Below are 19942 nucleotides of genomic sequence, written 5' to 3'. Positions count from 1 at the left end.
CGCGATATCGGTGAGGTAGCCACTGGCTTTCACGATCACGCCGAGTTATCGACACTCGGTACGGACTGATTGATATTTGCCAAGGTGCGAATAGGCTGTGCGCGTGGGCATGATCACAAGCCGTCGGGGATTCCTCACTACGGGTGCAGTTATCTTGTCGGGTTTAATTATCCCTGCGTGCTCGACTCCGAAGGCTCTACGCAAAGCCACACGGGGGAGCAGCGTAGTGGAGTTTGCTGGGAGGCTTCCGGGTCCGGCGGAACTGCGCAGGCGATGCCGCGTGATCGCGATGCTCGATGCTTTGGTCGAGGGCCGAGTGCTTGGTAAGGGCGATACCGGCACTGTCTACCAACCGAATTGGCGCCCCGGCGACGACCTCGTGAAGTACACGGACGGGGGCGGTGACGACTGGTCGATCGTTTTCTCGGCCAAGGAGGGCGTTTTCATTCGCGGCTTTGACCACGAATCGGAGTTGAGTACCTACAACGAAGACGACTACTGGCCGGGCCTCGTCGGTGATCTGCCGGGGCCCTTCACGTCGGATCTGAAGAACCCCGACTTGTATGACTACTACGACGGCGCCCCACAAATGACCGTCTGTGTGGCGCAGCCCGGCGGACATCGCATGGCGGCACGGAAGCCCGAAGCCGACGCAGTGGGGCTACTACGGCAACGGCGGTGAGGACCTGTTCGAGCCGCTTGTCGTGTGGCGGGCGTCCCGGGAGCTGGACTGGCTGTACCCCGCGCAGGGCCACGTCATACCCGAGTCCGCTGTACAGCGGGTTATGGACCAGGCGGCACTGACTGACGAGCTTGTTCGCGCATTTCATCCTCATCCTGAGGTCGGGGCGCTGCGTGCCGAGGCGACGCGGATCGGGTACTAGAACAGGTGTGACGTGAGCCTCGTCGCACACGGCACTAAGCTGTGACGACGTGAGCGAACGTCCAGTCGTGCTGATTGCCGACAAACTTGCCCAGTCGACCGTCGAAGCACTTGGTGATGGTGTGGAGGTGCGCTGGGTCGATGGCCCGGACCGCCCCGCGCTGCTGGCTGCGGTACCCGATGCTGATGCACTCTTGGTGCGCTCGGCCACCACGGTTGACGCCGAGGTGTTGGCCGCCGGAACCAAGCTCAAGATCGTCGCACGCGCCGGCGTTGGACTCGACAATGTCGACGTCAAGGCCGCTACCGCCCGTGGTGTCCTGGTGGTCAACGCGCCCACCTCGAACATTCACAGCGCCGCCGAGCACGCCGTCACCCTGCTGCTGTCCACCGCGCGGCAGATCCCGGCCGCCGACGCCTCGCTCAAGGCGCACACCTGGAAGCGCTCGTCGTTCAACGGCACCGAGATCTTCGGTAAGACCGTCGGCGTCGTGGGCCTGGGCCGCATCGGCCAGCTGTTCGCGCAGCGGCTCGCCGCGTTCGGCACACACATCGTCGCGTACGACCCCTACGTCTCGGCCGCTCGCGCCGCCCAGCTGGGCATCGAGCTGCTGACCCTCGACGAACTTTTGGGTCGGGCAGATTTCATCTCGGTGCACCTGCCCAAGACCCCGGAGACCGCGGGCCTCATCGGCAAGGACGCGCTGGCCAAGACCAAGCCGGGCGTCATCATCGTCAACGCCGCACGCGGTGGGCTCATCGACGAGGCAGCCCTGGCCGACGCCATTCGTAGCGGACATGTTCGCGGCGCCGGGCTCGACGTGTTCGCCACCGAGCCCTGCACCGACAGCCCGCTCTTCGAACTGGACCAGGTCGTGGTGACCCCGCACCTGGGCGCCTCCACCAGCGAGGCACAGGATCGCGCGGGCACCGATGTGGCCGCGAGCGTGAAGCTGGCCCTGGCCGGCGAGTTCGTACCGGACGCCGTCAACGTCGGCGGGGGAGTTGTCAGCGAAGAGGTCGCGCCGTGGCTCGAGGTCGTGCGCAAGCTCGGTGTGCTCATCGGAGCCGTCTCCGAGCAGCTGCCCACCTCGTTGTCGGTCGACGTCCGCGGTGAACTCGCCTCCGAAGATGTTGCGGTGCTGAAGCTTTCCGCGCTGCGTGGACTCTTCTCGTCGGTGATCGAGGATCAGGTGACCTTCGTCAACGCTCCGTCGATCGCCGAGGAGCGTGGCGTGAGTGCGGAGATCAGCACGGCCACCGAAAGCCCGAACCACCGCAGCGTCGTCGACGTGCGCGCCGTGTACGCCGATGGTTCGGTGATCAATGTGGCGGGCACCCTGTCCGGCCCGCAGCAAGTGCAGAAGATCGTCCAGATCAACGGGCGCAACTTCGATCTGCGCGCCGAGGGCGAAAACCTCGTCATCAACTACGCCGACGTGCCCGGTGCCCTCGGCAAGATCGGCACCGTGTTGGGTGCCGCCGACGTCAACATCCAGGCCGCGCAGCTGAGCCAGGACGCTTCCGGCGAGGCGGCCACCATCATCCTGCGTATCGACCGCAGCGCCCCGGATGCCGTGCTGGACGAGATCCGCGCCGCCGTCGGCGCGACAACCCTTGAGCTGGTGGATCTTTCATGACCAAGCTCGCGATCATCGCCGGTGACGGCATCGGTCCCGAGGTCATCGGCGAGGCCGTCAAGATTCTCGATGCCGTACTGCCCGGTGTCGAGAAGACCGAATACGACTTGGGTGCCAAGCGTTACCTGGCCACCGGCGAGCTGATGCCCGATTCGGTGCTCGACGAGCTACGCGGCCACGACGCCATTCTGCTTGGCGCCATTGGTGATCCATCGGTGCAGAGTGGAGTACTCGAGCGCGGTCTGCTGCTGCACACACGTTTTGCGCTGGATCACCACATCAACCTGCGGCCGGCCAAGTTGTACCCGGGCGTTACCGGGCCGCTGGCCGGCAACCCGGCCATCGACCTGGTCGTGGTTCGCGAGGGCACCGAGGGGCCGTACACCGGTAATGGCGGTGCGATCCGTGTGGAGACCCCGCACGAGGTGGCCACCGAGGTCAGCCTGAACACCCGGTTCGGGGTGGAGCGCGTGGTACGCAACGCCTTCCAGCGCGCCGAGGCCCGGAGCAAGAACCTGACGCTGGTGCACAAGAACAATGTGCTCAAGTACGCCGGATCCCTGTGGACGCGGACGGTGAACGAAATCGCCGCCGAGCACCCCGATGTGCAGGTGTCCTACCAGCACATCGATGCCGCCACCATCCATATGGTGACCGATCCGGGCCGCTTCGACGTCATCGTCACCGATAACCTGTTCGGCGACATCATCACCGATCTGACCGCCGCCGTCACTGGTGGAATCGGTTTGGCCGCAAGCGGAAACATCGATGGTTCAGGTAAGAACCCGTCGATGTTCGAACCCGTGCACGGCAGTGCGCCCGATATCGCGGGCCAGGGGATCGCCGATCCCACCGCCGCCGTGGTGTCGGTCTCGCTGCTGCTGGACCATCTCGGTGAGACCGAGGCCGCTGCTCGCGTCGAAAAGGCCGTCGAGCAGCACCTGGCCACCCGAGGCGAGGAGAAGCTCTCCACCTCGGCGACCGGTGATCGGATCGCCAGCTTTCTGTAGTCCTGATCGAGTGCGAGCCTCGCGCGGAAGTCCAGTCGGAAATCCGCGTCAGGCTCGCATTCGGCGTTAGTGGGCCGGACGCTCCAGCTTCACCGGCACCAAACCGACTGCCGCCAAGGGGAACAGCGCGCACACCGCGAATACCGCCGAGAATCCCGCCACCGACGCAAGTGCTCCGAAGACCGGGGGAGCGACAGCGGCCGTGAGCAGCTGACCGGTGTTCTGCGCACCCAGGGCGCGGCCACTCCAAAAGGGTCCGGCGATCTCGGCGATGGAGGTGTACGCAAGGCCGTTGTCCGACACGGTAATCACCGACGCGGCCAGCATGACGACGACGCTGATGGACCAGTCGAGCTGGTTGGTGATGGCCAGCAGTGCCATGGTGGCGGACGCTGCCGCGGCGATGGTCCGGATCGGCTTCATGCGTGAACCCCAACGGTCGGACCACATTCCGGCCGCGACCCGGCCCAGGGCGCCGACCAGCTGTGCCACGGTCACCATGACGCTGGCCGCCCCGATGCTCCAACCCCTGTCGGTCACCAGCCACACCAGTGTGAAGGTCCACACGACCACCTGCGGGACCACCAGCAGCACCGACACCGCGTGGATCAGCCACAACATGCGGGACCCGCGATAGGGATTGGCCAGATGCTCCTGGGGTGCTTCCGAACGGGGCGGTCGCGGTGGGTCGATGATGCCGACCAGGCACACAACGGAGGACACCGCGCACACGACCGCCGGAAAGAGCAGTGCCGTCGCCACGCCGTGGCCTTCGGCGATGCGGGGAATGACCAACGCGCCCAACGCGACGCCCAAGGGCTGGGCCATCTGGCGGATGCCCATGACGGTCCCGCGTTGATGTGGCGGGAACCACCCGACCACCACGCGGCCGCTGGCCGAATTGCATGCCGCGGCAGCCGCTCCGCCCAGCAGCAGGAAGACACCTGTGATCACCAACGACGGTGCCTCGGCTGCGGCGAATGCCGCCAGCGCCGTCAGCGTGAGCCCGCTCACCAGCGCGATCCGCTCACCGAACCGGTCGACGAGTGCGCCCCAGGCGATGAGCGTCAACACCATCCCAAAGCTGGGCATGGCGGACAGCAGACCCGCGTTGGCGAGGTTGAGCCCACGCTCGGTGTGCAGGGCCGGTATGAGGAATGCCACACCGTTGATGAAGACGTTCGCACCGGCCGTGGATCCCAGGGCAATGGCCAGCATCGCCCAACGGCGCGCTGTGCCAACCTCATCGACGTGAACCATGGTGACCATGGTTCCATATCCATCCCAGATTATTGAATGGATGTCTCAATATATGAGATGTGTCAGCTCGCCGTCGCGAGTCTGTCGTGTCGCCGGTACGTGCGATCCCCGCCGGATTGCGACATGCCCTGCGAGACGATCTGCCGTCGTGCGAACTGGCCGATCTCCTCGCTGATACGGGTCATGCCGGGCAGAACATTGCGGCGCTCGAAGAACCAGTTCACGACCGAGGTGCCCACGACGGCCGCCTGCATCGGTTTGTTGTCGGGTAGGCCCAGTCGATCGGCATTGGTCTTGCCCAGGATGAGCCTGCTGTACGACGACAGGTAGGTGCGCGAGAGCCGCATGAACACCGGCTCGCCGGGCAGCGAGGCATGCAATGCCTGGGTGAGCGCATACGAATCCTCGTCGGGAAGGAATTCGGTATCGGCCTCCAGCCAGAACAGGCGCCACGTGTCTTCCTCGCTAGTGGGTACGAGCTCGGGGTGAATTCCCATGAGCAGCCCCACATACCGCCAGAAATGGAACACAGACTCGCGCTCGGTGTCGGAGAAGCTCATACCCATGGCCTGGCAGCCGGCGAGATTGGCCAGTGAGAACAGCATGAGTGTGCCGGCGAGCTGAATCTGGTTGACGGGGGCGTCCCAGGCTTCGAAGTCCCAGTCGTCGCGCCGGTTCATGGCGGCGCGCACCAGCGCGTGCATGAGTCGTACGCGTGGAATTCCCTTGAACCCGGCCGAGAATCGATCCAGTCCGTTCGGCGAGGTGACGTCGATGAGCCATTGCGCGGTCTCATTGAGCCTGCGTGGGGCCATCGCCTGTAGATTGCCCGTGCCGACGAGGGGTTTGTCGGCACGAGACGACAGATACCCGCCGGTCAGTGCCAGGCCGGGAAGGGCCAGGCCAAGTCCCACCACGCCGGTGCGCATGCTGACCCGTGCGGCCAGTTCGAGTTTCTTGTCATCGAGCCAGTACGGCCGGGCGTCGATCTGTTCGAAGAAGGCGATGAGCTCTTCGGGTGGGTTCTCGACCGCTTCGATGCCCTCTTCGACTGCGGTTTCGAACATGCGACGCCCTTGGCCCGCGGGGAAGCGCGCGAACATCGCGACGACCGCATCGGCCAGCGGATCGCCGATATGCGCGAAGTGCCGGAATGACTCCCGCTGCTCAGCGGTTGCGCGGATGTCGCGCCCGGGCAGAAAGCGCGCGAACACGTTGAACGGGAACTCGCGAAGCTGTGGTGGATTGGGCAGCTTCTCTCGGCTCGAAGCCGTCTTTGACCCCATCGGGGCGTCCTTTCCTCGTTGAAAGCGACCATCTGGTGACAGGTCTCACCATCTGGTGAGAATCATCACCACAAAAACCCGTGAGGTCAAGCACCGTAGTGCGACAATCGGCGGATGCCATCCCGGACCTATGGCGGAGCCACATCCGGTGAACGACGCGCACGACGACGCGCGGCGCTGCTGGATGCCGCGCTGGATCTGGTCGCCGGCGGCGGCGTGAAGGGTCTGACGGTCCGTGGCGTATGCGCCGAGGCCCGACTCAACGATCGGTACTTCTACGAGAGCTTTCGCAGCACCGACGAGTTGGTGCTCGCGATGCTCGACGAGCAGATGCTCGCGGGATCGGCCGCCATCGTCGAGGCCATCGCCAAGAGCTCGACATCGAAAGATCCGGTGGTGCGCACGCGTGCCGCCGTCGGCACCGGCCTCAGGTTCCTTACCGCCGATCCGCGCCGAGGAAGGCTGTTGGTCGAATCGCAGGCCACCGAGGGGCTGGCCGCGCGCAGGCGCGATCTGGTCAAGACCCTGGCGCAGGTGATGGCCGACCAAGGGCGTGTGTTGCTTCCCGCCGATGATGCGTTGGATCCCGACCTGGACCTGGCCACGTTCACGCTGGTTTCCGGCGGGCTGGACCTGGTCACCACCTGGTTTCGCCATGAGCTCGACATCACCCGCGACCGGTTGGAGGATTTCCTCGTGGCGTTGGTCACCCGCGCCAACATCCGGGGTGATACACCGGCGGAGGACGCTAAGACGGACACAGCGGAAGCCGCAAAGCCTGGCAACTAGGCTCATGTAAATGCGCCTAGGACGTATTGCCAGCCCAGACGGTGTCGCCTTCGTCAGTATCGAAGGAGAAGACGGCACCGAGACCGCCCGGGAGATCGCCGAGCACCCCTTCGGTACCCCGACCTTTACGGGGCGGCAGTGGCCGCTCGCCGATGTCAGGCTGCTGGCACCGATCCTGGCAAGCAAGGTGGTGTGCATGGGCAAGAACTACGCCGCCCATGCCGCCGAAATGGGTAGTGCCCCGCCGGAGTCGCCGGTGATCTTCATCAAACCGAACACGTCGATCATCGGTCCGGGTCTGCCGATCCAGCTGCCGCCCAGCGCATCCGAGGTGCACCACGAGGGCGAACTCGCCATCGTGATCGGCCGGCCGTGCAAGGACGTTCCCGCTTCCCGGGCAGTCGAGAACATTCTGGGATACACGATTGGCAACGACGTGTCCGCGCGTGATCACCAGCGAGCCGATGGTCAGTGGACACGAGCCAAGGGGCACGACACCTTCTGCCCGCTGGGGCCGTGGATCGTGACGGATCTCGACCCCTCGGATCTCGCCATCCGGACCGAGGTCAACGGCCAGGTGAGGCAGAGCAGCCGAACCTCGTTGCTGTTGCACGATGTCGGAGCGATCGTCGAGTGGGTGTCCGCCGTGATGACCCTGCTGCCGGGCGACGTGATCCTCACCGGAACTCCCGAGGGCGTCGGGCCCATCGTCGACGGCGACACGGTGAGCGTGACCATCGAAGGCATCGGAACTCTGTCCAATCCCGTTGTGCGGAAGGCGAAGTAACAATGAGTGACACCACTGGATCCAACAAGGTCCGGGTTCGTTTCTGTCCTTCGCCGACGGGCACCCCGCATGTCGGTCTGATTCGCACCGCACTGTTCAACTGGGCGTACGCGCGACACTGCGGGGGCGACTTCGTATTCCGTATCGAGGACACCGACGCCGGGCGTGACAGCGAGGAGAGCTATCTGGCGATCCTGGACGCGCTGCGGTGGTTGGGCCTGGACTGGGATGAGGGTCCCGAAATCGGCGGTCCGTACGCGCCGTACCGGCAGTCGCAGCGCAAGGAGCTGCATCTTGATGTGGTGCGCAAGCTGCTGGAGGCGGGGGAGGCCTACGAGGCGTTTTCCACGGCGGAAGAAGTAGAGGCCCGGCACCTCGCCGCGGGGCGCAATCCCAAACTGGGGTACGACAACTACGACCGTGATCTCACCCAGGAACAGCGCGCAGCGCACCGCGAAGAGGGCCGCAGCCCCGTCGTCCGCCTGCGGATGCCCGATCACGACATCACCTGGAACGACCTGGTGCGGGGGGAGACCAGGTTCGCGGCGGGTGTGGTGCCCGATTTCGCGCTGACCCGCGGCAACGGAGATCCGTTGTACACCTTGGTGAACCCGGTCGACGATGCGTTGATGAAGATCACGCACGTGCTGCGCGGCGAGGATCTGCTGCCGTCGACGCCGCGACAGATCGCCTTGTATGAAGCCATGATCCGGGTCGGGGTGGCAGATTCGATACCAACGTTCGCTCACCTGCCGTCGGTGCTGGGTGAGGGCACCAAGAAGCTCTCCAAGCGTGATCCCCAGTCCAACCTGTTCCTGCATCGCGATCGAGGGTTCATTCCCGAGGGGCTGCTGAATTACCTTGCTCTGTTGGGGTGGTCGATCGCCGACGACCACGACATCTTCTCGCTTGCCGAGATGGTCGCCGCGTTCGATGTCACCGATGTGAACTCGAATCCGGCGCGGTTCGACCAGAAGAAGGCCGATGCCATCAACGCCGAGCACATCCGGTTGTTGGCCCCTGAGGAATTTGTGGCGCGGCTGCGCAGCTTCTTTGCCGCGCACGAATACGAGCTCGGACTGGACGACACCGCATTCGCGGTGGCTGCGGATCTGGTGCAGACGCGAGTCGTGGTGCTGGGAGACGCCTGGGGCCTGCTGAAGTTCCTCAACGACGACGCGTACGCGATCGATCCGGGATCGGCCCGCAAGGAATTGGGGGAGGCCTCGCTGCGCGTTCTGGACGCGGCTATCGGTGCGCTGGAGTCGCTTCAGGAGTGGACTACCGCGGCCATCGAGGAGGCGCTCAAGGGCGCACTTATCGAGGGGCTCGAGCTCAAACCCCGGAAGGCCTTCGGGCCGCTGCGTGTCGCGGTTACCGGTGCGACGGTGAGCCCGCCACTGTTCGAATCGATGGAACTGCTGGGCCCCGAGCGCACCTTGACGCGGCTGAGAAACGCTCGGACCTGGGAAAATGGGGGTGAGGGCCAAACCGATTCGGGTTAATGGCCCTTGGTTTGGTAGTGTGCTCGTCGGCTCCAAAGTCCGCTGTCAGTGCGCTGACCTGCGGTTCTGTGAAGCCATTGGGGTATGGTGTAATTGGCAACACAGCGGTTTCTGGTACCGCCATTCTAGGTTCGAGTCCTGGTACCCCAGCGCAAATCATTTGCACGACAAGTGATTTGGTGGATGTGCCCCGGTGGGCTAGACTGTCAAGTCTGCGCGCCACGCGCATTGCACGGAATGTTCTAGCCCCCGTCGTCTAGCGGCCTAGGACGCCGCCCTCTCACGGCGGTAGCGTGGGTTCGAATCCCATCGGGGGTACCAGCTCTTCATGCGGAACCTATAGCCAGCTCTTGGCGCGATAATCACCCAATGCGCGTAGCGCTTCCTCGGTCAATTCGGGATGACGCTCGCGCAGGGTCCAGATCACAAACTGGCGCGCCTGAGTCGTGCCGGCCTTCTCGACGTCCACGTCGATGTCGAGGGTCTCGGTGCACAGCTCGCGGACCCGATCGTCATGTTGTCCGGCCGCCGCACCGGTGCCCAGGTGGTGGACCAGCGCGTCGCTCAATGGCCGTTTGATCTTCTTATGCCGCAGACCCTCGCGGAAGGAGTCGAACGCGTCGCGCGCAAGCTGGCCCACCGTCGCACCTACTGCTGCGGGGCGGTGGAGCCGCCGAGCGGCATCGCGGGCAGGCCGAGCTTGCGGTGATCCCAAGACCGGATGCGGGCGGGGCGGACCCGGACCGCGATGCGCTTGTTGAGCATCGTCTCGACGATGGGCTTCATCTCTTCTGTGTACGGCGCGGTGTAGCGCTCGAAGACGCTGATGCCTACCTGGAACAGCACGTCCGGATCCTCGACGATCTCGGCCTGGCCCTCAATGGAGACCCCGCGCAGGGTGTCGTAGGTGAGTCCGTCCTCGATAAGGCAGGTGATGGTGGGGTTGCGCTTGAGATTGACCACCTTCTGCGACTTGGCCTTGGTTTCGAACCACACCTCGCCGTCGAGCACCGCGTACCACATGGCGACCAAATGCGGCTGCCCGTCGGCACCGATGGTGGCCATGGTCGTGGTGCGTGAGTTGTTGATGAACTCGGTGATCTCTTCGTCGGACATGACGATCTGCGAGCGCTGATTGCTTCCCATATTCGGAGCTTAAAGCCGGGCTGTTATCGCCTCGGAGGCGGCAACGAGATCGGCCGCCCAGCGTGCCCCCGGCCGCCGGCCCATCCGATCGATCGGACCGGAAACCGATATCGCGGCAATGACATTGCCGTGTCGATCGCGAACGGGCGCCGATACGCTGGCGACTCCGGCCTCGCGTTCGGCCGCACTCTGGGCCCAACCCCGCTTGCGCACATCGGCAAGCGCGCGTTCGGTGAACGTCGCACCGGGGAGCACCGCCGCCTGCGTGGCCGGATCACTGTGGGCAAGCAACACTTTGGCGCCCGACCCGGCGGACATGGGTAGCCGCGAACCGACCGGGACAGTATCGCGAAGCCCCGCTGGTGGTTCGAGTGCCGCCACGCATATCCGTACGGTGCCTTCTCGCCGGTACAGCTGCACGCTCTCGCCGGTGATTTCGCGCAGCTTGGGCAGCACTTGGGCGCTGGCGCTCAGCAGCGGATCGTTGACATGGGCCGCGAGTTCGGTCAGTCCGGCCCCGAGCTGCCACTGTCCGTCGCCGTCGCGGGACAGGAGTCGGTGCACTTCCAATCCCGCCGCGAGTCGGTGGGCGGTGGCGCGGGGCAGTCCCGTGCGGTCGCACAATTCGGCGAGCCCGCAGGGCGAGTCGCCTATGGCGGTCAGGACCTGCACCGCTTTGTCGAGGACGCCGATGCCGCTATGCTGTCTCACAGAACGATACTAACGTTCCAAATATTGAGACGCAATGAGCACGGAGCCAATGATGACTAGTGTCCAACAGCCCAGGACCCTGGCAGAGAAGGTCTGGGACTCCCACGTAGTGGTACGCGGAACCGGTGAGGGCGAGGCGCGCGAGCCCGACCTCATCTACATCGACCTGCACTTGGTCCACGAGGTGACCAGTCCGCAGGCGTTCGACGGTCTGCGTCTTGCCGGACGGCCGGTGCGCCGGCCGGATCTGACGATCGCGACCGAGGATCACAATGTGCCGACGATCGATATCGACAAGCCGATCGCCGATCCGGTGTCCCGCACTCAGGTCGAGACCCTCCGGAAGAACTGTAAAGAATTCGGTATCCGCCTGCACCCGATGGGAGACGCGGAACAGGGCATCGTGCACGTGGTCGGGCCGCAGCTGGGCCTGACCCAGCCGGGTACCACCGTCGTATGCGGTGACAGTCACACCTCCACGCACGGAGCCTTCGGAGCGCTGGCGATGGGCATCGGGACCTCCGAGGTCGAACACGTGCTGGCCACGCAGACCTTGCCGCTGAGGCCATTTCGGACCATGGCCATCAACATCGATGGCGCCCTCCCGGTCGGCGTCACCAGCAAGGACGTCATTTTGGCGGTCATCGCAAAGATCGGCACCGGTGGCGGTCAGGGATACGTCCTGGAGTACCGAGGGCAGGCCGTCGAGGAGATGTCGATGGAGGCCCGAATGACCATGTGCAATATGTCTATTGAGGCAGGCGCGCGGGCGGGGATGGTCGCTCCCGACGAGACGACGTATGCCTATCTGAAGGACCGCTCGCACGCGCCCAAGGGTGAGCTGTGGGATGCCGCTGTCGCTGAATGGGACTCGCTGCGCACCGACGAGGGCGCTCAGTTCGACGCCGAAGTGCACATCGATGCCAGTACTTTGACGCCCTTCGTCACCTGGGGCACCAATCCGGGTCAGGGGGTGCCCCTGAGTGCCGAGGTGCCCGATCCGGAGCAGATGGCTGACGAAGAGGAGCGGTCGGCGGCCGAGAAGGCGCTGACCTATATGGATCTCACGCCGGGTACCCCGATGCGTGAGATCCCGGTGGACACCGTGTTCGTCGGGTCCTGCACCAACGGGCGGATCGAGGATCTGCGGGCGGTGGCGGACGTGCTACGAGAGCGGAAGGTGGCCGATGGGGTCACCATGCTCATCGTTCCCGGCTCGATGCGGGTGCGCGCGCAGGCCGAATCCGAGGGGCTGGGTGAGATTTTCACCGCCGCGGGCGCTCAATGGCGCCAGGCAGGCTGCTCGATGTGTCTGGGCATGAATCCCGATCAGCTCTCACCAGGGCAACGGTGCGCCTCGACATCGAACCGAAACTTCGAAGGGCGCCAGGGTAAGGGCGGCCGGACTCACTTGGTATCACCGGCCGTCGCCGCGGCCACGGCGGTGCGGGGAAAGCTCTCATCGCCAGCTGATTTGGCAAAATCCGCGCTCTAGACCAGCAGGGAGAGGAAATAGTGGAGGCATTCGACACTCACACCGGAATTGGTGTGCCGCTGCGTCGTTCCAACGTCGATACCGATCAGATCATCCCGGCGGTGTACCTCAAGCGTGTCACCCGAACGGGTTTCGAGGACGGACTCTTCGCCGGGTGGCGTGCCGATCCCTCGTTCATTCTCAATCTGGAACCGTTCAACCGAGGCAGCGTGCTGGTCGCCGGGCCTGATTTCGGCACCGGATCATCCCGTGAGCACGCCGTGTGGGCCTTGATGGACTACGGATTTCGAGTAGTACTGTCGTCCCGTTTCGGAGACATCTTCCGGGGCAACGCCGGTAAGGCCGGTCTGGTTGCGGGGCTGGTGGATCAGTCCAACATCGAGCTGCTGTGGAAACTGATCGAGCAGAATCCAGGTTTGGAACTCACTGTGAATCTTGAGGATCGGACAGTGACCGCCGGAACGGTGGTGGTGCCGTTTGAGATTGACGACTACACCCGGTGGCGGCTGCTCGAAGGATTGGACGATATAGGCCTTACGCTGCGAAAAGTCGATGAAATTGCGGCTTTTGAGGCCTCGCGACCGGAGTTCAAACCCCGCACTTTGGAGCCTTCTGAGTAGCTGATTGGGTGCCCTTGGGGGGCAAGGGCATTGCTTTTGGTCGGCGAATAGCTCCGAAAAGAGCTCAGAGAATTTTGCCGAAATTACGCGTGGCACTTGGAAATCACGTGCAGTTGGGTTTACCGTGTTCGAAGTCGGTTCAAAGTGGACCACTGGCTTCGGAGGGTTTTACATGAACAAAGCAGAGCTCATCGACGTTCTGACACAGAAGTTGGGCTCGGATCGCCGGCAAGCCACCGCTGCGGTGGAGCACGTCGTCGACACCATCGTTCGCACCGTGCACAAGGGTGAGAGCGTGACAATCACCGGTTTTGGCGTTTTCGAGCAGCGCCGCCGCGCCGCTCGTGTCGCCCGCAACCCGCGTACCGGTGAGACTGTCAAGGTGAAGCCGACGTCGGTACCGACGTTCCGTCCCGGTGCACAGTTCAAGGCGGTTGTCTCTGGCTCGCAGAAGCTTCCGGCCGACGGTCCCGCTGTGAAGCGTGGTTCCACCGCCGCCCCGGCTAAGCGTGCCGCCGCCAAGAAGGCCGCCCCGGCCAAGAAGGCTCCGGCCAAGAAGGCCGCGCCTGCCAAGAAGGCTGCTGCTCCGGTCAAGAAGGCAGTCGTCAAGAAGGCTGCTGCTCCGGTCAAGAAGGCAGTCGTCAAGAAGGCTGCTCCCGCGAAGAAGGCTCCGGTCAAGAAGGCCGTGACCAAGGCTCCCGCCAAGAAGGTTGTCGCCAAGGCTCCCGCCAAGAAGGTTGTGGCCAAGGCTCCCGCCAAGAAGGCCCCGGCCAAGAAGGCCCCGGCCAAGAAGGGCCGCAAGTAGTTTCACAAGATAACATCGGGTCCCACCGTGTAGGTGGGGCCCGATGTTGCTTTGTGGGCTAGTGCTGCTGCCAGCCGACGGCGGGCAGCGGGCTATCCAGATGGTCTGCGGCCAGCAGCTTCTGACCGCCCATCGACAGCACCCACATGCTGCCCTTGCGGTTACGTGACTTATCGGGGCGGACACCGTCACGCTGCGCCCACCACTCGATGAGGTCGGGGATGACCCGGCCTTGTGTGCATAACACCCGCACACCGTCCAATCCCGCGATTTCGAGAATTCTGCGATGTGCCCGCTTGCGGTCTGCCCAATAGGCCTCTTCACTGAGCGCCGGCTCGCTGAAGATCACCGTGTTCAGCTCCTCGGCAAGCGGTTCCACGGTCTGGCGGCAGCGCAGCCGATCGGCGGCATGAATCGCACTGGCCCCGAATGCAAGCAATTGGCCGGTAAGCGCCTCGGCTTGGGCCCGGCCCTTTTTATCCAGTGGCCGCAGGGTGTCGTCCCCCGAATAGCGTTCCTTTCTCCCCGCCTTTGCGTGGCGCACGATAATCAATGTCCGGGTGTCAATTTCATGCTTTGCGAAGTTTCGCAGTACTTTCCGGTCTACCGCATAGCTGACCGTTTTGATCGCAGTTGCCACGGGAAGCCACTTGATCTCGTCGACTTCGAGATTGGCCTCGAACTTGCCGTCTATGGCCTGCGCCGCCCAATACCTGACGCGCTTGGTTCCCTGGCTCACCGGATAACTCACCGACGGCAGTCGACGGCCGAGTCGAGCGGTAAATCCGGTCTCCTCGGCGATCTCCCGGACCGCCGCGATCGCCGCCGTTTCACCGGGGTCGAGTTTCCCCTTGGGCAGTGACCAATCGTCGTATCGTGGTCGGTGCACCAGGGCCACTTCGATGGCGCCGGCAGTGTCCTCCTGGCCAGGGCTGTCCTGGTACCGCCAGAGGGCGGCTCCGGCGGCAAGGACCGCTGCACCGGTCCGCGTGGTCGGATCGGGCACGAAAGCTCCTTCGGGGGAGAGTTGTTCAGCCGGGAGAACCTGGGTTATGTCACGTTTTGTGAGCGGTGCCGTTTCATCATTTCGACCTGATGGTCGCGCACTTCCTCGCCGTCCGCAGGCGAGGCCAACCACTGGCCATCGGGCTGCAGCTCCCAGCAGCGGGTCCGGGAGTCCAACGCGGAGGTGAACATATCGTCGAGCTGTGCGGTGAGCTTCGGGTCGGTGACGCGCGCGAGGACCTCGACCCGTCTGTCCAGATTACGATGCATCATGTCGGCGCTGCCGATCCAGAATTCGTTGATGGCGTTGAAGTGAATGATGCGCGAATGTTCAAGGAACCGGCCGAGAATGGATCGTACGGTGATGCTGTCGGAGTACTCGGGAACCCCGGGGCGCAGTGCGCAGATCCCACGCACCACCACCTCGATGGGGACTCCGGCCCGGGAGGCTCGGTAGAGCGCATCGATCACCTGCTCGTCGACCAACGCATTCATCTTCAGCCGAATTCGGGCGTCCTGGCCGGCTCGGTGCGCGGCGATCTCGCGGTCGATGCGGTCGACGATTCCGGCGCGTATCCCGTGCGGCGCCACTAACAGGTTGCGGTAGGAGACCTTTCGCGAGTACCCGGTCAGGGAGTTGAACAGGTCGGTGAGGTCCGCGCCGATTTCAGGTGCGCTCGTCAGCAAGCCCACATCTTCGTAGAGCCGGGCGGTCTTCGGGTTGTAGTTCCCGGTACCGATGTGGCAGTACCGGCGGATGGCAGATCCCTCGCGGCGCACCACCAGGGCGGTCTTGCAATGTGTCTTGAGGCCGATCAAGCCGTAGACCACGTGCACGCCGGCGTCTTCCAATGCGCGTGCCCACTTGATATTGGCCTGTTCGTCGAAGCGGGCCTTGATCTCCACCAGGGCGACTACCTGCTTACCGGCCTCGGCGGCATCGATGAGCGAGTTCACGATGGGGGAGTCGCCGGAGGTGCGATACAGCGTTTGTTTGATGGCCAGCACCTGTGGATCGGCGGCGGCCTGCTCGATAAACCGTTGCACACTGGTGGAGAACGAGTCGTAAGGGTGATGGACGAGGACGTCCCCGTCCCGGAGCGTCGAGAAGATGCTCTTCGGGGTCTCGCCCTGCCCGAACGCCGGATGGGTCGCCGGCACGAATGTCGGATCCTTGAGTGCGGGGCGATCCACCCCGTAGACCTGCCACAAGCACGACAGGTCCAGCAGCCCCGGAACCTGCACCACGTCACCAGGATCCACATCCAGCTCGCGTAGCAGCAGTTCCAACATGTGCTCGGTCATGTCGTCGGCGACCTCGAGGCGTACCGGCGATCCGAACCGTCGGCGGGCCAATTCCCGTTCGAGTGCCTGGAGAAGGTCCTCGTCCCGATCTTCCTCGACCTCGAAATCGGCGTTCCGGGTGATGCGAAACGCGTGGTGCTCGATGATGACCAGGCCGGGGAACAGCGCCGAGAGGTGCGCGGAGATGAGCTCTTCCATGGGCAGGAAGCGCGCGGTCTGGGTCGTCCCGGTTCCGTCGGGGCTGCGCAGCCGGACAAAACGATCCACGTTGTCAGGCACCTTGATTCGGGCGAAATGCTGACCGCCCGTCTCGGGGACCTGAACGGTGATGGCCAGATTCAGACTCAGACCGGATATGTAAGGGAACGGGTGCGCGGGGTCGACGGCCAGCGGGGTCAGCACCGGGAAGACCTGGTCGGTGAAGTACGAGGAGAGATAGCTCCGCTCGTCTTCGGACAGGTCGGCCCAGGTGACGACGAAGATGCCGTTCTCGGCCAGCTCGGGGCGTACCGAGTCACTGAACACCCGCGCGTGCTGGATCGAGATCTCCTGCGTGCGCTCGCCGATCAGCTTCAACTGCTCGCGCGGCGACAGGCCATCGGCTGAACGCACCGACAGCCCCGTCTCGTCGCGACGTTTCAGGCCCGCGACGCGAACCATGTAGAACTCGTCAAGGTTGGACGCGAAGATTGCCAGGAATTTGGCGCGTTCCAGGATGGGCAGTGATTCATCTGCGGCAAGTGCGAGCACGCGCGAGTTGAAATCCAGCCACGAGAGTTCCCGATTGAGGTACCGGTCTTCGGGCAGCTCCTCACCGGAGGTGATCGTGGTTGCGGCCGGGGGGACACTCGGTGTGGTCACCCTTGTGATCATAGAGTTATCGGACCGGCTCAGAGTGGTAGTGCGGCGCCCAGCTCGCGCGCCACGGCCAGATCTTCCGGGGTGTCCACATCGCAGCGCAATCCCGGCCAGTCTCCGGTGAGCTCCACAGCCCCCGAATCTCGGTGCCGCCGTGCTGAATCGATTCCGAACAGCGGGTTCAGGTCGCCGTCGGTGCTGAAAAGTGCCGCTGTGCCGGTGCCGTGCCGATCGGCGACGAAACTGCGTGGATATCGGCGTGCGGAGGCCATGGCCGTCGCGAATTCTTCGTTCGTGACCACCGGAAGGTCAGCTTGCAACACAACAAGATTCGGTGACGATGCACGTAGCTGTGTCGCCGCGCTGCGCAACGCGTTGTTCAGCGGATCGCGGTGGCCCTCGGGGGTGTCATCGAAGATGAACCGCGCTCCGGCTCTGCCGGCAGCCGCCTTGGCGGCAGGATCGGGGCTGATCACCGCGACGGTGCCGGCGGCGCTGAACGCCACCGAGATGGCGTGCGTCAGCATGCCCAGTACCAACCGCTCGCGCTCGGGTCCGGTCAGGGACTCTGCCAGCCGGCTCTTCGCGGTCGCCAGGTTCTTGACCGCGATGATCACGCCGAAGTCCGCGTCAGCCTGTCTGCCCACGTACTCCATGGTGCCAGCCCCGGCTAGGGTGTCTGCCATGGCCACGGATGAGCCGCTTGCGGGAAGACGATCAGTCAAAGCTGCGGTGATGGGTGCGGGTTCCTGGGGGACCGCGTTAGGCAAGGTGCTTGCCGACGCGGGCCACGATGTCCGTTTATGGGCACGCCGATCCGAATTGGCCGATGAGATCAATGCGACGCACCGGAACTCCGTGTACCTCAGTGATGTGGATCTGCCGCCCTCGATAGTGGCCACCGGGGTCGCCGAACAGGCTCTGCAGGGCGCCGAGCTGGTGCTGCTGGCGGTGCCGTCGCAGTCGCTGCGCGCGAATCTGACCCCGTGGGCCGACCTCATCGAGCCCGGGTCCTCGGTGGTGAGCCTCGCCAAGGGCATCGAGGTGGGCACGCTCATGCGGATGAGCCAGGTAGTGACGCAGGTGCTGGGTACCGACCCCAGCCGGGTCGCGGTGCTGACCGGTCCGAATCTGGCCAGTGAGATCGCCGTGGGCCAGCCCGCCGCCACCGTCATCGGATGCACCGATTCGACAAGGGCCGTCGCCCTGCAGCGCGCGTTCTCCACGCGATACTTCCGTCCTTACACCAATTCCGATGTCGTGGGCTGCGAGGTAGGTGGCGCGTGCAAGAACGTGATCGCCCTCAGCTGTGGCATGGCCGCCGGAGTTGGCTTGGGGGAGAACACGATAGCGACCATCATTACCCGGGGATTGGCTGAAATCACACGGCTGGGACTGGCGCTGGGAGCCAGCCACACCACCCTGGCGGGGCTGGCGGGTGTCGGAGATCTGGTGGCCACGTGCACGTCGGTACATTCCAGGAACCGGACTTTCGGCATGCGGCTAGGCAACGGTGAGACGTTGCAGGAGGCGCGCAACGCGGCCGGCGGTAGGGTCGCGGAAGGAGTTACCTCGTGTGAGTCCATCTTGGCGCTGGCATCGAGCTATGACGTCGAGATGCCGCTCACCGAGGCTGTTCATGGCGTCTGTCATCGCGGACTGAGCGTCACCGATGCCGTCGCCCAGCTGTTGGGGCGCAGTACCAAACCGGAGTAAGAACATGCCAGAGCCAGGGATATCTACCCGGGCCGTAGTGGCCGCCACCGCCGAACCCGTTGCCGGACAACCCTTCCTTGCGGGGCCGGTATTCGCCTCTGCTTATCATCTGCCGGTGCCCGAGGATGACTCCTTGGACACCTACGGGCGCGCATCGAATCCCTCTTGGAGACAATGGGAATCGGGTCTGGCGGCACTCGAGCGTGCGGACAATGCGCTGGTGTTCGGCTCCGGAATGGGCGCGATCGCCTCGACATTGCGGGCATTGGTCCGTCCCGGGCAGACCCTGGTGGTCCCGGAGGACGGCTATTACCAAACCCGGCGATACGCCACGGAAAACCTTGCTGCTATGGGGATCAACGTGATCGCGGCACGTTCGGATCAGATCGTGGCCGCGGCCGCACAGGCCGACGTGGTGGTGGCGGAGACACCCTCGAACCCTCGGCTCGATGTCGTCGACTTGGCACTGCTGGCCCGCCAGACCCATGCGCGCGGTGGGGTGCTGGTGGTCGATAACACCACGGCCACCCCGATGGGTCAGCGGCCGCTCGAATTGGGCGCCGATCTGGTGGTCGCCAGCGCGACGAAGGCACTCTCCGGGCACAGCGACCTCATCGCCGGATATGTCGCGGGATCGCGTGAGGATTTGGTATCGGCCGTCGCGCAGGAGCGCTCCCGGGCCGGTGCCATCCTGGGTCCGTTCGAAGCCTGGCTGGGTGCGCGCAGCCTCGCCACCGCCGGGTTGCGATTCGAGCGCCAATGCCAGAACGCACTCGCGCTGGCGACGATGCTGCGTGAACATCCCGCGGTGGCCTCGGTGCGGTACCCCGGTCTCGCGAGCGACCCATCACATCCTGTGGCGGCCGCGCAGATGAGCCGGTTCGGTTCACTGGTCTCGATTGAACTGGCCAGTGCGGAGTCGGTGCACACGCTGATCCAGCGCAGCGAACTGCTGGCGTCCTCGACGAGTTTCGGCGGTGTCCACACCTCGGTCGATCGCCGAGCCCGCTGGGGAGATGCGGTTCCCGAGGGGTTCGCGCGGATCTCCCTGGGCATCGAGGACACCGACGATCTGCTGGCCGACATTGAGTCTGCGCTCACAGCCGGTACGGTCTGACACT

The 19942-nt window shown here is 64.4% G+C and carries 18 protein-coding genes, 2 tRNA genes and 1 pseudogene; 13 read left to right on the top strand and 8 right to left on the bottom strand.

The features are described from left to right. Positions 1 to 226 precede the first annotated feature (226 nt). From B4393_RS26165 to B4393_RS26155, 3 genes and pseudogenes are all read left to right on the top strand, one after another. Positions 227 to 884 (top strand): annotated as a pseudogene (locus B4393_RS26165) (hypothetical protein). 67 nt (positions 885 to 951) lie between these two features. Continuing rightward, a complete protein-coding gene (gene serA, locus B4393_RS26160; protein WP_109558625.1) occupies positions 952 to 2523 on the top strand; it encodes a phosphoglycerate dehydrogenase in 1572 nt (523 codons plus the stop codon). After that, positions 2520 to 3533, top strand: a complete 1014-nt coding sequence (locus B4393_RS26155) for a 3-isopropylmalate dehydrogenase (protein ID WP_070938978.1) — start codon at positions 2520 to 2522, stop codon at positions 3531 to 3533. The genes serA and B4393_RS26155 overlap by 4 nt, the downstream gene beginning before the upstream one ends. A gap of 66 nt (positions 3534 to 3599) precedes the next feature. Here B4393_RS26155 and B4393_RS26150 read toward each other — a convergent pair whose 3' ends face one another. Then, complete coding sequence (locus B4393_RS26150) at positions 3600 to 4802, bottom strand: MFS transporter (protein ID WP_078336605.1); 1203 nt, start codon at positions 4800 to 4802, stop codon at positions 3600 to 3602. Between the two features lie 53 nt (positions 4803 to 4855). Beyond that, entirely contained in the window at positions 4856 to 6079 is a 1224-nt protein-coding gene (locus B4393_RS26145) for an oxygenase MpaB family protein (protein WP_078336604.1), read from the bottom strand. Between the two features lie 114 nt (positions 6080 to 6193). Between B4393_RS26145 and B4393_RS26140 the strand changes: the two genes are divergently transcribed. From B4393_RS26140 to B4393_RS26120, 5 genes are all read left to right on the top strand, one after another. Next, entirely contained in the window at positions 6194 to 6868 is a 675-nt protein-coding gene (locus tag B4393_RS26140) for a TetR/AcrR family transcriptional regulator (protein ID WP_078336603.1), read from the top strand. A gap of 10 nt (positions 6869 to 6878) precedes the next feature. Beyond that, the gene (locus B4393_RS26135; RefSeq protein ID WP_078336602.1) at positions 6879 to 7655 is read left to right on the top strand and encodes a fumarylacetoacetate hydrolase family protein; all 777 of its coding nucleotides are present in this window, start codon (positions 6879 to 6881) and stop codon (positions 7653 to 7655) included. A 2-nt stretch (positions 7656 to 7657) separates the two neighbouring features. Next, the gene (gene gltX, locus B4393_RS26130; protein WP_078336601.1) at positions 7658 to 9160 is read left to right on the top strand and encodes a glutamate--tRNA ligase; all 1503 of its coding nucleotides are present in this window, start codon (positions 7658 to 7660) and stop codon (positions 9158 to 9160) included. Between the two features lie 78 nt (positions 9161 to 9238). Further along, positions 9239 to 9310: transfer RNA gene (locus tag B4393_RS26125), tRNA-Gln, on the top strand. 95 nt (positions 9311 to 9405) lie between these two features. Next, positions 9406 to 9481, top strand: a tRNA-Glu gene (locus B4393_RS26120). A gap of 16 nt (positions 9482 to 9497) precedes the next feature. Here the strand turns inward: B4393_RS26120 and B4393_RS26115 are convergent. Genes B4393_RS26115 through B4393_RS26105 form a run of 3 tightly spaced genes read right to left on the bottom strand, consistent with a single transcriptional unit; the run spans position 9498 to position 11017 of the window. Further along, positions 9498 to 9800 carry a hypothetical protein gene (locus B4393_RS26115; protein ID WP_078336600.1) on the bottom strand — a complete coding sequence of 101 codons (303 nt, stop codon included), beginning with the start codon at positions 9798 to 9800 and terminating at the stop codon, positions 9498 to 9500. Positions 9801 to 9808: 8 nt separating this feature from the next. Further along, positions 9809 to 10306, bottom strand: coding sequence for a pyridoxamine 5'-phosphate oxidase family protein (locus tag B4393_RS26110; protein WP_070938985.1), 498 nt, complete (start codon positions 10304 to 10306; stop codon positions 9809 to 9811). A gap of 9 nt (positions 10307 to 10315) precedes the next feature. Beyond that, positions 10316 to 11017, bottom strand: a complete 702-nt coding sequence (locus B4393_RS26105; RefSeq protein ID WP_070938986.1) for an IclR family transcriptional regulator — start codon at positions 11015 to 11017, stop codon at positions 10316 to 10318. A 49-nt stretch (positions 11018 to 11066) separates the two neighbouring features. Between B4393_RS26105 and leuC the strand changes: the two genes are divergently transcribed. From leuC to B4393_RS26090, 3 genes are all read left to right on the top strand, one after another. Continuing rightward, positions 11067 to 12512, top strand: coding sequence for a 3-isopropylmalate dehydratase large subunit (gene leuC / locus B4393_RS26100; RefSeq protein ID WP_191988883.1), 1446 nt, complete (start codon positions 11067 to 11069; stop codon positions 12510 to 12512). A 20-nt stretch (positions 12513 to 12532) separates the two neighbouring features. Further along, positions 12533 to 13132, top strand: coding sequence for a 3-isopropylmalate dehydratase small subunit (gene leuD, locus B4393_RS26095; protein WP_078336599.1), 600 nt, complete (start codon positions 12533 to 12535; stop codon positions 13130 to 13132). Between the two features lie 172 nt (positions 13133 to 13304). Further along, the gene (locus B4393_RS26090) at positions 13305 to 13937 is read left to right on the top strand and encodes an HU family DNA-binding protein (RefSeq protein WP_078336598.1); all 633 of its coding nucleotides are present in this window, start codon (positions 13305 to 13307) and stop codon (positions 13935 to 13937) included. Positions 13938 to 13995: 58 nt separating this feature from the next. Here the strand turns inward: B4393_RS26090 and mutT1 are convergent, their stop codons facing one another. The 3 genes from mutT1 to cofC are packed head-to-tail and all read right to left on the bottom strand — an operon-like array spanning position 13996 to position 17761. Then, positions 13996 to 14943 carry an 8-oxo-(d)GTP phosphatase MutT1 gene (gene mutT1 / locus B4393_RS26085; protein WP_078336597.1) on the bottom strand — a complete coding sequence of 316 codons (948 nt, stop codon included), beginning with the start codon at positions 14941 to 14943 and terminating at the stop codon, positions 13996 to 13998. A gap of 44 nt (positions 14944 to 14987) precedes the next feature. Further along, positions 14988 to 17120: an RNA degradosome polyphosphate kinase gene (locus B4393_RS26080; RefSeq protein ID WP_109558626.1), complete on the bottom strand. Its 2133-nt coding sequence runs from the start codon at positions 17118 to 17120 to the stop codon at positions 14988 to 14990. A 17-nt stretch (positions 17121 to 17137) separates the two neighbouring features. Continuing rightward, positions 17138 to 17761 carry a 2-phospho-L-lactate guanylyltransferase gene (gene cofC, locus B4393_RS26075; protein ID WP_078336611.1) on the bottom strand — a complete coding sequence of 208 codons (624 nt, stop codon included), beginning with the start codon at positions 17759 to 17761 and terminating at the stop codon, positions 17138 to 17140. A gap of 28 nt (positions 17762 to 17789) precedes the next feature. On the opposite strand from cofC, the gene B4393_RS26070 reads away from it, so the two are divergent. Next, complete coding sequence (locus B4393_RS26070; protein ID WP_109558627.1) at positions 17790 to 18821, top strand: NAD(P)H-dependent glycerol-3-phosphate dehydrogenase; 1032 nt, start codon at positions 17790 to 17792, stop codon at positions 18819 to 18821. A gap of 4 nt (positions 18822 to 18825) precedes the next feature. After that, positions 18826 to 19938 (top strand): cystathionine gamma-lyase, encoded by a 1113-nt coding sequence (locus tag B4393_RS26065; protein ID WP_078336595.1) that lies wholly within the window; start codon positions 18826 to 18828, stop codon positions 19936 to 19938. Positions 19939 to 19942 lie beyond the last annotated feature (4 nt).

It is taken from the genome of Mycobacteroides franklinii (genome assembly GCF_002013895.1).
GTDB lineage: Bacteria > Actinomycetota > Actinomycetes > Mycobacteriales > Mycobacteriaceae > Mycobacterium > Mycobacterium franklinii.
Note: the sequence above shows the minus strand (reverse complement) of the source record. Positions and strands in the feature narration are given on the sequence as shown.